Origin of the sequence: Pseudovibrio sp. FO-BEG1 (genome assembly GCF_000236645.1) — a bacterium.
Lineage (GTDB): Bacteria > Pseudomonadota > Alphaproteobacteria > Rhizobiales > Stappiaceae > Pseudovibrio.
This window is the reverse complement of sequence record NC_016642.1, coordinates 3,012,423-3,025,932: the sequence shown is the minus strand read 5'-3', so window position 1 is coordinate 3,025,932 and position 13,510 is coordinate 3,012,423. Positions and strand designations below refer to the sequence as shown.

The window sequence follows — 13,510 nt, the reverse complement described above, 5'->3', positions numbered from 1 at the left end:
TTGAAAAACCGGCCTGAGCATTCAGGCCGGTTCTTTTTTTGAGCTGAGCGATTAAGAGATGCTATCAGAAGCGTCTCAGGAACCGCATGAGGACTGGCCAGTGGTCACTGGCACCCTGATTGTTGTCGGCGTCAAAACGTTTTGGACGCACCTTATTGCGGGCATCCTGCGCATATTGGCTTGGGTGGGTGACGACTGTATGGAAGCTGCCCAAATCTGCAAACCATGTGCTGTTGCTGTCTTGATCAGGGCGCAAAGCGCTGGAGACAAGGATCATGTCCAGGAATGACCAGCTCTGGTCCCTGTAGTAGAACGCGCTACCGGGTGCTGCACAGCCTACGATCTCAGGCGGATAACTCCAGTGCCCTTCTCGCGCCAAGGCCTGAAACTCGCCATTTTGCACGTCGGTGCAGTTGAAGTTGAAGTCACCTGCAGCCACCACATTGGCGTCCTCAGGAAGCTTTGCCCGCTCTTTGTTGAGCACTTCCATCGCATCTTTGCGGCATTGATAAGCAGCACCTGATGGGAAGTGGACGCCGAAGACGTACATGCTTTCACCATCCGGCATTTCAAACTCTGCCTTCACGATGTCTCGGGTTGGCTTACAATCATGAGTGTTCTCATCCCCCTCCCCAAACACGGTGATGGTTTCCGGCTCGCCCTTCAACGGAAGGCGGGAGATGATACCGACGTCGATACCACGGTTATGCTCGTTGTTGGAGGTGTCGAGCTGAATGACAGACTTGTAATCCAATCCAGAAAGAGCTTTATCGAGCAGATCATCCAGCACTTGCTTGTTTTCTGTTTCAGGTAAAACAAGAATATCGGGCGTTTCCGGGAAGGATCGGATGACTTCACCAAGGGTCATCAGCTTTTTAGAGTAACTCTCTTCACCCCAGTTCAACTCGATGCATTGCTTGTAATAGTGGGAGCCCTTTTCATTGTAGCTTTCACAAGCCTCCTCATGTTCCTTGCCACGGGCTTCTTTCTCTTCCTTGGAGAGATAGGTGTCATCTTGTGGGTTGTTCTCGTCATCGATCGTGTCGAAAAGATTTTGGACGTTGTAGCTGACGACCGTGACGGGTTTGTCTTGGGCATAAGCTGCTGGCATTGCCAGCCCCAGGATCGTTGCGCCCAGTAACAAGGATTTCATGGGTTTCTCCCTTTTTTCTTTTGGGAGTACCAAACAGGAGTTAGTGGCCGGTTCCGAGTGCCCGTGCAGTTTTAAATGTTTCAGGAATTTGAAGGCTCAAACACAAAAAGCTGACCCGAGGGCCAGCTTTCTTCATAGGTTTGATTGCCGTGTTTACTCGGCTGCAATCGGCACCACTTTCAGCGCCAGACCGCCCTGAGAAGTTTCGCGGTACTTGGCCAGCATATCCTTGCCGGTTTCGTACATTGTCGCGATGACCTTATCGAGGGAAACGCATGGGTCTGAGTTTCTGCGCATTGCCATGCGGGTCGCGTTGATCGCTTTGACAGAGGCGATTGCGTTGCGCTCGATACATGGCACCTGCACCTGCCCCAGAACCGGGTCACATGTGAGGCCCAGATTGTGCTCCATGCCGATTTCAGCTGCGATGCAGACCTGAGCCGGGCTTGCACCCAAAAGCTCTGCAAGACCAGCTGCTGCCATAGAACATGCAACGCCAACTTCACCCTGACAGCCGACTTCAGCACCAGAGATGGAGGCGTTGGTCTTATACAGCGCTCCAATGGCACCTGCAGCGAGGAAGAACTTTGTGTAGTGCTCTGGCTCAAGGCGTTCGATAAACTTGTCGTAGTACGCGAGAACCGCAGGAATGATGCCTGCAGCACCGTTGGTTGGGGCTGTTACAACACGACCACCTGCTGCGTTTTCTTCTGATACAGCAAGCGCGAACATATTGACCCAGTCTACGGTTGCCATTGGGTCGTTGCTGCTGCGCTCTGTTGCTGTGAGCTGACGGCGCAAAGCTGCTGCACGGCGTGGGACTTTCAAAGGACCAGCCAGAAGACCTTCGGTGTTGCTGCCACGTTCGATGCCATCGCGCATGACGTTCCAGACACGGCCGAAACTTTCACGCAGTTCTGTTTCGCTGCGGAATGCTTTTTCATTTTCCAGAACCAGAGCAGAGATGCTCATGCCGTTCTGGCGGCAGTGGTCGAGCAGTTCAGCTGCGTATTTGTATGGGTAAGGGACAGCAACTTCGTTGGTTGCTTCCTTGCCGAAATTCTCTTCATCAACGATGAAGCCACCGCCGATGGAATAGTAGGTTTTGGAGAAGATCTTTTCTCCACCTGCAAAGGCATGAATGCGCATGCCGTTTTCGTGTAACTCCAGCGCTGGACGGTGGAATGTGATTGCATCATTTGGGAAGTCAACCACGTGGCAGTGCATGCCAACCGGAAGGCGTCCTGTCTGCTCTACGCGCTGGATGAACTCTGGAATACTGTCAATATCAACGGTTTCGGGAGAGTTTCCACCAAGTCCCATAATGATCGCTGTGTCTGTATGGTGACCTTTACCTGTCAAAGACAGCGAGCCATATATGTCGACTGCAATACGCGTCACATCACGTAGTTTATCCTGAGCACGCAGACTATCAATGAACTGCTTTGCCGCTTTCATAGGCCCGACTGTGTGGGAGCTGGATGGACCTACACCGATTTTGAAGATGTCAAAAACGCTGAACATAACGTGAACCTCAGTGGGAGAGAAAAACCGGTGTCCGAAGACACCGGTTCAATTTTGTTGGTCGACCTTCTTAGAAGAGGCCTTTTACGATCGCGGAGATTGCGATGACCCCCATTACGGTGATGAAGATGTTGGACAGCGCACCGTCGTACTTCTTCATGCTTGGGACTTTTTTGATTGCGTACATTGGCATCAGGAACAGGATTGCTGCGATGAACGGAGCACCCAGAGATTCAATCATGCCAAGAACGGATGGGTTGATGATTGCAACACCCCAGACGGAGAAGAAGAAGAATGCAACGAGGAGAGTGTTGAATTTCTTTTCGCCGAGGCCTTCGACAGCCTTTGGAGCAGCCTTTTTCGCAATACCTGCAAGACCTTCTTTTGCACCGAGGTAGTGGCCGAAGAAGGAAGAGAAGATTGCAAGGAACGCAACCAGTGGACCCATGAAGGAGATCAGTGGGCTGTCAAACACGTTTGCAAGGTAAGACAGGACTGGAAGGTTCTGCTGTTTTGCTTCCATCAGCTGTTCAGGAGACAGTGCGAGAACGCAGCTGAATACGAAGAACATAACGAAGCCAAGAAGCATCACAGAAGCGCGCTTCAGGATGATGTCGGACTTTGCAACTGCGTTATCGCCATGCGCTTCACGCTGAGCCAGAGCCATGGAGGAAACGGCTGGGCTGTGGTTGAAGGAGAAGATAAGCATTGGAATGGTGAGGTACACCACTGTCAGCAGAGTTCCAACTTCTGGAATGTTGTCGAAGCTCATTGCTTCAAAAGACCAGGATGGGATCAGGTAAACGGACATACCGAACAGGATGAGAACCAGTGGGTACACCAGAAGCTCAGTTGCTACGAGCATCAGGCGACGGCCCAGGATCATTACGCCCATCATCATTGCAACGAGAATACCAGACAGGAGCCAGCGTGGGATTGCAGGCATTGCGAGCTGGTTGACGATGAAGCTGTCGATGGTGTTGGTAATCGCGTTACCGTAGATCAACACGATTGGGTAAATCGCGAAGAAATAGAAGAAGGTAATCAGCAGACCTGCTGTTTTACCGAAGTGCTCTTCAACCACGTCAGTGATGTCTGCGTCTTTGTTCTTGGAGGAGAGAACAAAGCGAGCCAGTGCGCGGTGAGAGAAGTAGGTCATTGGACCTACGAGAGCTGCGATCAGGATCAGTGGCCAGAAGCCTTCAAGACCTGCACGGATTGGAAGAAACAGAACGCCGGCACCTACTGCAGTACCGAACATGGACAAAGACCAGGTAAGATCTTCTTTTGTAAACTTTACCGTTTCTTTAGGGGCGACTTCGACTTCGGTCGCATTAATGCTTGACATTTCTTTTATATCCCCATGTGCCACTCATGTGCCCTAGGAGAATTTCCCAGTCTCTCTAGGACGGGGACCTGATATACTTATGTTAAAATTTTAAGACCATACGTTTAAATACACATCATGCGCGCCATAATAACGCAGCGATACAAGATACGACTTCCGTTTAATAGCGCGTAGCACCATGAAGTGTGCAACAATCTGCCGCGGACGCGTAAATCACTCGATTAAATAGTATTTTTCACGGAAACCCGATTAATTGCCGTTTGCGTCACTGAAGACTTCACATTACTTAAACATGACGCCTTGCTAATATATGCAGTCAACACACTGTTTCACAACGGTATATCACTAACCTAGAGGTACTTTGGGGTATCTGAAGTATTGAAAATACGTATTATTGCATGCTGGTGTATGCTTTAAACCAGCGCGCTTACTTTCCTTCAAATGACGACAATATGCCTCTTGCGTGCGCATTCTGTGCGCCCGGCAAAATCGCCAAAATTCGCTAAGGCACACAAATGCATACATTAATTATAATCGGAGGAAAAATTTCAAATGCGTCATTCTTTCCCCCTGATTTCAATCAGAGGGTTTGAACTGTCTTCAATGCACCTTCCAAAGCATCCCCCTTTTCATCCAATAAAGCAGCTTCCCGAAGCCGTCTGAGCCAGTCTGAAGCGTCTTTTCGCCCTTTCAGCAGGGCAAGAGAGGATAAAACCCGGTCAAATTTGGAGTGACCGCGGATATGTGTATCTGAATACCCCTTGATGAGACGGCGGCATTTGAGGATTTCGACGGCGAGCTGGTAGTCTGAGTGGGCTGTCTTGAGCGCAATATCGCGCCAGCTTTGCAGGTGATCCGTCTCGATCTGATGGCGTAGGAAACTACGGCGCCACGGCTTTAAGCTGCTGATGAGCCAGAGACTTAGGAACCCGCGAACGGATCGGGTCCTGATGCGGCGACCTTTGTTGACGCGCCTGTCCAGCCAGTTGAAGACTGCAGGCCGCGCTTCGATCCATCTGCCAAGCCGTGTTGGCAGTGTACCGCAGATTTCCTCCATACGGGGGTGAAGATATTCAGTCAGCTCCAGTTGACTACCCGCCGCTGGACCCACTTCCCGATGAACGCGTTGAAAGCGTGTTTTTTGCGTTTTTATGTCGGCGACCCGGATCGTGTCGTCATAACACATAGCATTTGCGATATACTTAGCTGCTGTTCGGGTCAGCTCCCAACTCTCATTTTCGGTATCACTGGCGAGCACGATTTCGAGGTGGTTGAGATACTCTTCGCCGTACTCCAGATCCTGAAACTCAACTGTCTTACGAAGACCTGCCAGAGCTATGTCGCGAGCCTGATCCGGAAGCGCTTCGATGCGGGATAAGAGCAGTTGCCAGGCGGCCAGTTTTCGAGCTGGTCCGCGAGCTGTGAGCGAAGTTGCTGGCTTTGGTTGTTCTGGTCGCTTGGTAACAGGCGATCCGGCAACTCCAGCGGATTGAGCATGACTGAAACTGGCGTTGAAGGAGGCCAAACTAGCGTTGACGCCCTTGCCGCCTTTGCGGATGGTCTCTTCATATGTGCTTTTGGGGAACGGCAGTGCGCCGGAGCCTGCAAGTGCTCCAAAGAGGCTTGAGGAAATGACGCTGCCGTTTTCTGCGGCGACATCTTCCATGTTGAAGGCGACCAGCTTTTGCGAGGCGCTGCCAAGGCGGGAGAGAACGGCAGTACTGTCCTGCTCGCCTTTGCCCGGCACGATCTTTTCTGAGACTGCGAGGATACGATGGGAAGACGCGATGAGCGTTGTCTTGTCAGCGGTCACGAAACCACGGATGACAGCACGGCCTGCTTCCATGAGCTCGGCGCAGATGACGATGTCGACATCGCCTTGTGATGGACTGAGCGAGAAGACCGGGGCTTTGCCGTTATCAGGTGCCATTTCCACGTAGTAAATGGTCGCGCCGGTGCGCTGGGCGACCCCAGCGACGGAGGTGGACTGTGCTTTGTAGCCGTTGGCTTCGGCCAGATTGACGATCCAGTCCGTCAGAACACCGCCGCCCTGCCCGCCGACGGCGAAAATGGCGATCTTGGTGATGGTGCGGGTTGCGTCTTCGCCTGTGCCCAAGGCCTGCCATTGAGTGTCGATTTCCATCAGTTTACCTCCTCAATGATCAGGGTGCGGCGTTCACGCCAGTTTTGCAGGGCGCTGATGATACGGTCGCGTATCTTGCGGAAGAACCGCTCAGACTTGCTTGGATTATGGATGGTGTCGGCCTGATAGAACGATGGGCAGAGGATGGCGGCGTCTGCCACCTCCCCGCAGTTGCCACAGCCGACACAGTTCTGATCGATATGGGCGACCGGATCATCGCGCAGTGGATCATCCAACTCTTTAACTGTCAGGGACGGGCAACCGGACAGACGCATACAGGCGTGGTCGCCGGTACAGACGTCTTCATCGACACCGAAGCGGGTTTTCACCACGCGTTTTTGCTCTTTGACGGCCTGATTGATGATCGGCTTTTCGCGGCGCTGACGGTTTAGCATACATTCAGAGGAAGCAACGATCACCTTCGGGCCTTTGACGTCCGTCGTCAGCGCCTCTTTCAGGACAGACTGCATCTGAGTGACATCGTAGGTGCGATCTATCTGGCGGACCCATTTGACGCCGACGCCTTTCACCGCTTCCGTGATTGGGTGTTTGGTGGATTTGCTCTTGTTGTTAGCCCGCGAGGAAAGGATGTCCTGCCCGCCAGTGGCTGCTGAGTAGTAGTTGTCGACGACAACGATCACGCCGTCATTCTGGTTGAAGACCGCATTGCCGATGGAGGTGGTCAGGCCGTTGTGCCAGAAACCGCCATCGCCGATGAAAGAAATGGAGCGACGATCCGTTTCATCAGTATTAAAGGCTGAGGCTGAGGCCGGACCAAGTCCGTACCCCATGGTGGTGGAGCCGATTCCAAACGGCGGCATGATTGAGAACAGGTGGCAGCCAATATCGGAGGCGATGTGATGCGGGCCCAGCTCGTTCTCCACCAGCTTTGTCGCGGCAAAGATTGGGCGTTCCGGGCATCCGACACAGAACCCCGGCGGCCGCATGGGAACGACTTCTTTCAGCTGTTCTACATCTGGCAGCGGCCCTGGCGTGTTTGGGGCGCGCCCTTTGCCGGGCAGCGCATCTGAATGGGTGGCCAGGAAGGTTTGGATGCTGTCCAGCATCACCTGACCTGTATACTCGCCTGCTTCCGGGAATGGGCCTTTGCCTTCCAGCTTGGTGCTGAGACCCTCTTTTTGCAACATGGCGCCAATGGCTTGCTCGATGTAGTCAGGGTAGCCCTCCTCTACGACAAGCACGGCATCTTTGCCCTTGCAGAAATCCATGAGTTCTGCGGGGACCAGTGGGTAAGTCACGTTCATGACATAGAGAGGGATCTGGGTTTCACCGTTGATGTCTGCCAGCCCAAGGCGTTGCAGTGCACGGATCACGCCATTGTACATGCCGCCTTGCAGCACAATGCCAACCTTACGGTCCTGAGGCCCGAATAGTTCATTCAGTTTGTGCATTTGAATATAGTTCAGCGCTGCTGGCAGGCGTTTGGTCACCTTCTCCTGCTCATGAAGGAAGGACGCTGGTGGCAAGACGATGCGATTGAGATCGCGGCGGGGATTTTCCAGTGCGTCAGCCACTGTCATAGATGGGCGCACATTGTCTTTGGTGGTGAACTCCCCATGCACATGGCAGCTGCGGATGCGGACCTGAAGCATGACGGGCGTATTTGAAGCTTCGGAGAGCTCAAACCCATCGCCCACGGCTTTGACGATGGATGGCAGGTTGGGGCGTGGGTCGAGCAGCCAGATCTGGCTTTTCATGGCAAAGGCGTGGCTGCGCTCCTGCATGATGGAGGAGCCTTCACCGTAGTCCTCGCCCACAATCACAAGCGAGCCGCCGGTGACGCCGCCTGATGACAGGTTCGCCAGAGCATCGGAGGCCACGTTGGTGCCCACTGTTGATTTGAACGTGACGGCGCCGCGGATGGGATAATGAACTGAGGCGGCCAGCATGGCTGCTGCGGCGGCTTCACTGGCGCTGGCTTCATAATGCACGCCCAGTTCGCCTAGGATATCTTGCGCGTCGGCCAGTACATCCATGAGGTGGCTGATGGGAGAGCCCTGATAGCCGCCCACATAGCCCACGCCATTTTCCAGCAGTGCTTTGGTGATGGCGAGAATACCCTCACCGCGGAAAACCTCGCCCTCGCCTGCGCGAAGTTTCTCGACCTCTTTTACAAAGGATCTTTCTGCCATACTCCCTCCCGTGAAAGCATGACAGATCCCGTGAACGCGAACTTTGTTAGGAGTTCCGCGCCCTAGAAGTCGTGCTTTCGAATGTTTGTCAGTACCTTGCGCAGTGTCATCAGAAAGGCATCATGCTCGGCTTGCGAGACGCCTTCGAACATTGCGGTGTACTCGTCGCGCATATGCGGCCACATCTGCGCAAACGCTGCGCGTCCAGCTTCCGTCAGGAAGATATGGCGCACGCGGTTGTCCTGCTCGCTAGCCTTGCGATGGATCAGGCCTTCCTTCTCCATGGCGTCCAGCGTGCGACTCAGGGTTGATTGCTCAATCACCGAATAGACAGAGAGCTCGTTGATCATCAGTCCGTCCACTACTGACAACACAGCCAAGGCTCTCATTTTGGCGACCGACAACCCTGATCGTGTCAGTTTTTCACGCAAACTCTCATTGTACCTGCCCATGATCCGGTTCATCAGGTAAGGCGCAAAATGATTGAGCCCGACCTCGCCCAGAGTTCTTGGTGCAGTTACCGGTTTTGCGTGCTGTCCGTCCTGTTCAGTTTCGGGAGCTTGATCACCGAGAATCTCGTTCATGAGGTGCACTCTTTCTTTTTTGAACAAACTCCATCTGTTCCATGAAGCTTGAAAGTTATTATATGCATTTACATATTTATAGCAACTGCAATCCTGCAGATTATATCTTAAATATGTGATCATTCATTGTTTTCGAGAGTCTCAACCATATGAGAGAGAAAACTTTTGATCTGAGCAATGTCGCTTGCCCCCAGTTGCTGGACCAGCCGATCCTCATGGGCTTTGGCTTGTGACACCAGCCCGTTGGCCAGCTCCCTGCCCTTGTCACTGAGGAAGATGCGCACGCGGCGGCGATCCACCTCATCAGAGCGTCTTGTGACCAGTCCGCGCTCTGTCATCTGGTCAATGGTTTTGGTCAGGTGAGATTGCTCCATCAGGGCAAAGCGTGCGAGCTGAGTGACCATCTGCCCGTCTTCGTCCCGCAGACAGGCCAGTACACGCCATTCCGGGACGCGTATGCCTGCGCCCCGGAGTTCTTCATGAAATTGCCCGGAAGCCAGATGGCTTGCAGATGCCAACAGATACAAAAGGTATCCATCAACAAAGCCGGGCTCCTTTTCGTGAGCTTCGATCTCTTTCAGGTCTGCGTCCACCGGCCTACCTCTTCTTTTGTTTTTGCGCCGCGCTACATTGAGTACGGAATAATAAGTGCGAGTCCCGGAACTGCAATTAGCAGGATCAAGCGCACAACATCCATAGCTACAAACGGAACTACACCGACAAATATCTTCTCGACCGGCACTTCAGGGGCAACCGAGCGCATAACGAAGACATTCATGCCGATTGGCGGGGTGATGAAGCTCATTTCCGTAACGATGATGACGAAGATGCCGAACCAGATCGGGTCAAACCCAAGGCCAGTCACGATTGGAAAGAGAATCGGTACAGTGAGTGTCACCATGGACAGACTTTCCAGCAGACATCCCAGCACCAGATAGATCAGCACGATCATGGTGATGATGGCATATGGCCCCACACCCAACGCATTGACCCAGCCCCGCAGATCGGTGGTGAGGCCGGAAATGTTGACGTAGTTGAGGAAGTACAGCGCCCCAAACAGGATGAAGAACATCACTGCGGTGGTTTTTGCTGTCTCAAACAAAGTGTTGAGCGTGTCGCGATACGTCAGCTTGCCTCGTGCAGCGGTGAGCACCAGTGCGCCCCCTGCTCCGATGCCAGCAGCTTCAGTTGCGGTGAAGACGCCAAGATAGATGCCGCCAAGCACACAGATGAACAGCAGCAGCGCCCAGGAGACACCACGCAGTGCGATGATGCGCTCTATCAATGGCAGTTTACTCTGAACCTCTAGCTCTTCCTTATACATAACAAGGGACAGGCGCACGGCGAGCATGTAGCCGATGACGCCAACGAGGCCCGGCAGGATGCCAGCCAGGAACAGCGCGCCGATGTTTTGCTGTGTGAGGATGCCGTAGATGACGAGGATAACGGAGGGCGGGATCAGAATACCCAGCGTTCCGCCTGCAGCAATTGACGATGCGGCCAGACGGTCAGAGTAGCCGAAGCGGCGCATGGCGGGCAGCGAGACGCGGGCCATGGTCGCGGTGGTTGCCAAAGATGATCCGCAAACGGAAGAAAAGCCACCACAGGCCACGATTGTTGCCATGGCCAGACCGCCTTTGCGGTGGCGCAGCCATGCGTTCGCTGCCGTATACATGTCGCTAGCGATGCCGGACTGTACAATAAGATTGCCCATGAGCAGGAACAGCGGCACCACAGACAAGGTGTAGCTGCGGCCACTGTCAAAATAGACCTGCCCGACAAGGTGAAATGCCGGAGGAAGACCGATAATGGAGGCCACTCCGAAGAAACCAACGGCTGCCATTGCAAAGGCAATAGGCACGCCCACAAAAATCAATGCCATCAGGATGGCAAGACCCAAATACCATTCCATCAGGAACCGCCCCCAACACCTCTTGGAATTCTCAGAACTGCCAGCACAAATGTGATGAATGCGCAAAAGGCACTGATGACACCGGCTGCTTTGGAAAACGGCGCCAGCGGCACACGCAGATAGACCGTGACTTCCTGATAGCTCGCCAGCTGGTTTCCATGCTTCCACAGCTCCCACGCCACCACTGCTAGTACGATGGCGACGAAGATGCGCGAGAAGAACAGCTGCAGAGAGGCCAGACCGCCTCTGAACTTGGAGGTGAACAGGTCTACTGTGATATGGCCGTCATCCAGACAGACCGCAGGCAGACCGGTGAAGATCACCGCCATGAGCAGCAGTTCGGTGTATTCCGGCGCTCCGGGCAATGGGCTGGCAAACAGGTACCGACCGATTACGTCGATCACTGTTACAGCAACCAGCGCCAGAAGCAGTAGTCCGCAGAGAACAGAGGCGCCCGAGCGAAGTTTTCGCCGGGCGCGCGCTGCTATATCAACCAGATTCCCACTCATTTTTCAGAGGCAACCGCTGCAACTTCTTTCTGGAGCATGTCCATGGCAACTTCGAAGTCGATGCCTTTTTCGCCGTAGGATTTGGCAACACCGTCAAACATTGGACGGGTGGCTTCTTCCAACTGAGCACGCTCTTCTGCGGTGGCGTCGTGAATGGTCACCTTGCCCTGCATCTGCTCAAGACCCCAGGCATCAGCTGCATCCCAGGCCGCGCCAGCGAGGCGGGAGAATGCTTCACCAGAGATGGCCTCGATGGCCTTCTGGTCTGCCTCAGACAGGCTGGAGAACTTGGCGTTGTTGGCGATGAAGAAGAAAGAAACGTTGTAAAGTCCGCCATCCACGCGCAGGCCGTTGCTGAGCAGACCATCCAGCTTGAAGAACGGGATGGATTCTGTCGGGAACACGATACCGTCCGCAATGCCGCCTGAGAGGATTTCATAGGACTGCGGCGCTGGCGCCTGAATGGCAACCATGTTCATGGCTTGCACGAGCTGGTTGGTGATGCTGCCCGCCACGCGGATTTTTGCACCTTTCAACTCACTCAGAGGTGAGACGGCACGATCAGTGGTGTACAACAGGCCCGGGCCGTGGGTGAAGACGCCCAGCACCTTGGCACCGCGGTGCTCATTGGCTTTGGCCAGTGTGCTTTCATAGAGGCGCCAGTATGCCACGGACAGGCTGGTGGCATCTTTTGCGAGGAACGGCAGCTCGGCAATCTGTGTGAGCTTGAAGCGGCCCGGTGTGTAGCCGTGCACGCCGTAAGTGAGATCTGCGATACCGTTGGCAGCGAGATCGAAGTGAGCTGGTGGCGGGCCAAGCGGTGCGTCGAGGATCTGAACAGAGACGCGCCCCTCTGTCACTTCCTTTACTTTGGCAGCCCAAGGCACCATCATGCCTTTTACGATTGGGTGTGCCGGTGGCAGCCAGCTGGACATACGCAATACGGTTTCCTGCGCCATGGCAGATGCGCTGACGGAGAGCGCGGCAATAGTTGCAGCTGCAAATATCTTGAACTTCCTATTCATGTTCTCCCTCCCCAGAGAATACAGGATGAATGAGAAAAATGTGCACACATACCGTACGTTAATCAAGCACAAATATGAAATGGAAACTAATTCCGATTCATGCATTGACATCGTTTTATATGATATCGCATATTATATTTATCATTTATGCGAGAGGAGACTCTCCTTGTTTTGGCTCTGAGGGAGGACGCCAAAAAGCATGAAAACACTTATTATTGAGGGGGTTCGGACGGTCGCCCCGAAAATCAAAAGATTTGATTTAAAAGCCGAAGATAATGAGCCGCTCATGCAATTTGAAGCTGGTGCACATATCGCTGTTCAACTTAAGGATGACTCCTCACGCCAATATTCTCTGATCGATTTTGGTGAAAACTTACCTTACGAGAATCAACGATACACTCTTGGTATACTTTTGGAGCAAGACGGAAGTGGCGGTTCGGCTTTCATGCACTCTTTGCAGGTGGGCGATGCGATTCAGGCGGAGGCCCCTAAGAACGATTTTCCGCTGACTGAGGACGGCAGACCGGTTGTTCTGATTGCAGGCGGCATTGGTGTAACGCCGATCATCAGCATGGCAGCTGCGCTGAAGCGCGCGGGCAAACCTTACGCCCTGCACTACTCTGGCCGCTCGCTTGAAACCATGGCGTTTAAGGAGGAACTCTCCGAGCTGTGTGGTGAGGCTTTGACGCTCCACCACGATGATGATCCTGCGCGCTGTCTCGATCTTAGCGCCCTCATTCCGACGCTCGATACTTCCAGCCACATATATGTGTGCGGCCCTAAAGGCATGATTGAAGCGGTGCGCGAGCAGGCGCTGAGCGCTGGGTTCAGCAAAGAGCAGATCCACTTTGAGCTGTTTGCAAGCGCTGCCCCTTCCGGTGATGATGCCGGAGACGGGTTTGAAGTGGAGGTGAAGTCCTCTGGTGAGGTGTTCTGGGTGCCGCAGGATAAATCCATCGTGGACGTGCTGGAAGATGGCGGCGTTGACCTCGTTTACGACTGCCAGCGTGGGGACTGCGGAATTTGCCAAGTGGATGTGCTGGAGGGTGAACCGGACCACCGCGACGTGGTGCTGACAGATGATGAAAAAGCGGCTGGTGACGTGATGCATATTTGCGTATCGCGGGCCAAGTCCAAACGACTGGTGCTAGATTTGTAG

11 protein-coding genes are annotated in these 13,510 nt (G+C 53.7%); 1 reads left to right on the top strand and 10 read right to left on the bottom strand.

Translation table 11 applies throughout. From position 1 onward, the window contains the following. Nucleotides 1-64: 64 nt before the first annotated feature. From PSE_RS13840 to PSE_RS13795, 10 genes are all read right to left on the bottom strand, one after another. Complete coding sequence (locus PSE_RS13840) at nt 65-1,153, bottom strand: endonuclease/exonuclease/phosphatase family protein (RefSeq protein WP_014285426.1); 1,089 nt, start codon at nt 1,151-1,153, stop codon at nt 65-67. A 153-nt stretch (nt 1,154-1,306) separates the two neighbouring features. After that, nucleotides 1,307-2,677 carry an L-serine ammonia-lyase gene (locus tag PSE_RS13835; protein ID WP_014285425.1) on the bottom strand — a complete coding sequence of 457 codons (1,371 nt, stop codon included), beginning with the start codon at nt 2,675-2,677 and terminating at the stop codon, nt 1,307-1,309. A 70-nt stretch (nt 2,678-2,747) separates the two neighbouring features. Then, nucleotides 2,748-4,025 carry an aromatic amino acid transport family protein gene (locus tag PSE_RS13830; RefSeq protein WP_014285424.1) on the bottom strand — a complete coding sequence of 426 codons (1,278 nt, stop codon included), beginning with the start codon at nt 4,023-4,025 and terminating at the stop codon, nt 2,748-2,750. A 580-nt stretch (nt 4,026-4,605) separates the two neighbouring features. Beyond that, a complete protein-coding gene (locus PSE_RS13825) occupies nt 4,606-6,168 on the bottom strand; it encodes an indolepyruvate oxidoreductase subunit beta family protein (protein WP_014285422.1) in 1,563 nt (520 codons plus the stop codon). Then, a complete protein-coding gene (locus tag PSE_RS13820) occupies nt 6,168-8,321 on the bottom strand; it encodes an indolepyruvate ferredoxin oxidoreductase subunit alpha (RefSeq protein WP_014285421.1) in 2,154 nt (717 codons plus the stop codon). The genes PSE_RS13825 and PSE_RS13820 overlap by 1 nt, the downstream gene beginning before the upstream one ends. Nucleotides 8,322-8,383: 62 nt before the next feature. Further along, a complete protein-coding gene (locus tag PSE_RS13815) occupies nt 8,384-8,905 on the bottom strand; it encodes a MarR family winged helix-turn-helix transcriptional regulator (protein ID WP_008546380.1) in 522 nt (173 codons plus the stop codon). Between the two features lie 119 nt (nt 8,906-9,024). After that, complete coding sequence (locus tag PSE_RS13810) at nt 9,025-9,498, bottom strand: MarR family winged helix-turn-helix transcriptional regulator (protein WP_014285420.1); 474 nt, start codon at nt 9,496-9,498, stop codon at nt 9,025-9,027. Between the two features lie 32 nt (nt 9,499-9,530). Further along, complete coding sequence (locus PSE_RS13805; protein ID WP_008546800.1) at nt 9,531-10,817, bottom strand: TRAP transporter large permease; 1,287 nt, start codon at nt 10,815-10,817, stop codon at nt 9,531-9,533. Continuing rightward, nucleotides 10,817-11,326 carry a TRAP transporter small permease gene (locus tag PSE_RS13800; protein ID WP_008546461.1) on the bottom strand — a complete coding sequence of 170 codons (510 nt, stop codon included), beginning with the start codon at nt 11,324-11,326 and terminating at the stop codon, nt 10,817-10,819. Before PSE_RS13800 ends, PSE_RS13805 begins: the two co-directional genes overlap by 1 nt. Continuing rightward, nucleotides 11,323-12,351, bottom strand: a complete 1,029-nt coding sequence (locus PSE_RS13795) for a TRAP transporter substrate-binding protein (protein ID WP_014285419.1) — start codon at nt 12,349-12,351, stop codon at nt 11,323-11,325. The genes PSE_RS13800 and PSE_RS13795 overlap by 4 nt, the downstream gene beginning before the upstream one ends. A gap of 199 nt (nt 12,352-12,550) precedes the next feature. Between PSE_RS13795 and PSE_RS13790 the strand changes: the two genes are divergently transcribed. Further along, entirely contained in the window at nt 12,551-13,510 is a 960-nt protein-coding gene (locus PSE_RS13790) for a PDR/VanB family oxidoreductase (protein WP_014285418.1), read from the top strand.

Coding starts and splice junctions, on each gene's coding strand:
- PSE_RS13840 (WP_014285426.1), bottom strand. CDS start 1,153: ATGAAATCCTTGTTACTGGGCGCAACGATCCTGGGGCTGGCAATGCCA.
- PSE_RS13835 (WP_014285425.1), bottom strand. CDS start 2,677: ATGTTCAGCGTTTTTGACATCTTCAAAATCGGTGTAGGTCCATCCAGC.
- PSE_RS13830 (WP_014285424.1), bottom strand. CDS start 4,025: ATGTCAAGCATTAATGCGACCGAAGTCGAAGTCGCCCCTAAAGAAACG.
- PSE_RS13825 (WP_014285422.1), bottom strand. CDS start 6,168: ATGGAAATCGACACTCAATGGCAGGCCTTGGGCACAGGCGAAGACGCA.
- PSE_RS13820 (WP_014285421.1), bottom strand. CDS start 8,321: ATGGCAGAAAGATCCTTTGTAAAAGAGGTCGAGAAACTTCGCGCAGGC.
- PSE_RS13815 (WP_008546380.1), bottom strand. CDS start 8,905: ATGAACGAGATTCTCGGTGATCAAGCTCCCGAAACTGAACAGGACGGA.
- PSE_RS13805 (WP_008546800.1), bottom strand. CDS start 10,817: ATGGAATGGTATTTGGGTCTTGCCATCCTGATGGCATTGATTTTTGTG.
- PSE_RS13800 (WP_008546461.1), bottom strand. CDS start 11,326: ATGAGTGGGAATCTGGTTGATATAGCAGCGCGCGCCCGGCGAAAACTT.
- PSE_RS13795 (WP_014285419.1), bottom strand. CDS start 12,351: ATGAATAGGAAGTTCAAGATATTTGCAGCTGCAACTATTGCCGCGCTC.
- PSE_RS13790 (WP_014285418.1), top strand. CDS start 12,551: ATGAAAACACTTATTATTGAGGGGGTTCGGACGGTCGCCCCGAAAATC.